Origin of the sequence: Cupriavidus oxalaticus, assembly GCF_038900635.1 — a bacterium.
In the GTDB taxonomy this organism is placed as follows: Bacteria; Pseudomonadota; Gammaproteobacteria; order Burkholderiales; family Burkholderiaceae; genus Cupriavidus; species Cupriavidus oxalaticus_B.
Genome location: NZ_JAYMRX010000063.1, coordinates 1 through 1386, shown reverse-complemented (window position 1 = coordinate 1386; position 1386 = coordinate 1). Strand labels below are relative to the sequence as shown.

Genomic DNA, 1386 nt, shown 5'->3' with positions numbered 1-1386 from the left:
GGGCCTGTCAGTTTTTTTGTGTGCAGGGCAGTTAAAGGCTCACCATCTTTTCGACTGCTGAGCCAGCATTATCTCAACGATGTGGATGAGTGAAGCGTTCCTCATAGAGGATCGCAAACTGGTTCATGGCAGCCTTCCAGTCGTGCGTTGAACTGCCCCACTTCCCGGTGATGTTACGCAGGGCCAGCCACAGCAGCTTGGTCGCCGCCTCATCGCTGGGGAAGTGCCCCCGCGTCTTGATGATCTTGCGCAGTTGGGCGTTGATACTCTCGATCGCGTTGGTCGTGTAAATGATCTTGCGGATCGCCGGCGGGAACGTAAAGAAGGGGATCACCTGGTCCCACGCGCGACGCCAGGATGCGGCGATCGGGGGGTACCGCTTGCCCCATTCCCCTTGCTCGAAGGCCGCCAGCTCGGCCAGCGCAGCCTCCACGGTGGGCGCGGTGTACACGGGCTTGAGCGCCGCAGCCACGGCCCGGCGTTCCTTCCAACCGGCATATTCCAAACTGTTCCGGATCAGGTGCACGATGCAGGTCTGCAGCGTGGTGTTCGGGAACACCGCGGCCAGGGCCTGTTCCATCCCCTTAAGGCCATCGGTCACCGCGATCAGGATGTCTTGGGTGCCACGGGTCTTCAGGTCGTTGAACACCTTCATCCAGAACTTGGCGCCTTCGGTGGTCTCGATCCACAGGCCCAGGATGTCGCGCGTGCCGTCTGGCAGCACGCCCAAGGCCAGGTAGACGGCCTTGTTGCGCACTACGCCGTCCTCACGCATCTTGACCCGTAGCGCGTCGAAGAACACCACCGGGTATATCACCTCAAGCGGGCGGGCCTGCCAGGCAGTGACCTCGTCCATGACTGCATCGGTCACCGAGCTGATGAACTCGGGCGAGACCTCGGTGCCATACTGTTCGGCCAGAAACGCCTGGATCTCGCGCACCGTCAGGCCCCGGGCGTACATGGCGATGATCTTGTCGTCGAACCCGGTGAAGCGCCGCTCGTGCTTGGGAATCAGGATCGGCTCGAAGCTGCCGTCGCGATCGCGCGGGATGTCCACGCGCAGCGGGCCATCCTCGGTCAGGACGGTCTTGGCGCTCTTGCCGTTGCGCTGGTTGGCCGTGCCGGCCGGGCGCTCTTCGCCCGGGCGGTAGCCAAGGTGATAGCCGAGCTCAGCGCCCAAGGCGCGCTCGATCAAGGCCTTCTTGAACGCCATCGAGGCATCCTGAACCGCCTTGGCGGTCATGGGACCCTTTACGAAATGGGCGATCAGATCCTCTGGAATGGCCGGCAGCTCACGGTCTGCGGCTTGGCTCGTCTTCGTCTTGCGTGGCATACATGCTCCTTATCGACATGTTATGCCCTAAACACAAAATTTCTGACAGGTCC

General features: G+C 62.0%; 1 protein-coding gene. It reads right to left on the bottom strand.

Going from position 1 to position 1386, the window contains the following annotated elements:
- Positions 1-73: 73 nt before the first annotated feature.
- Positions 74-1333 (bottom strand): IS256 family transposase, encoded by a 1260-nt coding sequence (locus VSR71_RS34925; protein ID WP_342917899.1) that lies wholly within the window; start codon positions 1331-1333, stop codon positions 74-76.
- Positions 1334-1386: the final 53 nt, after the last annotated feature.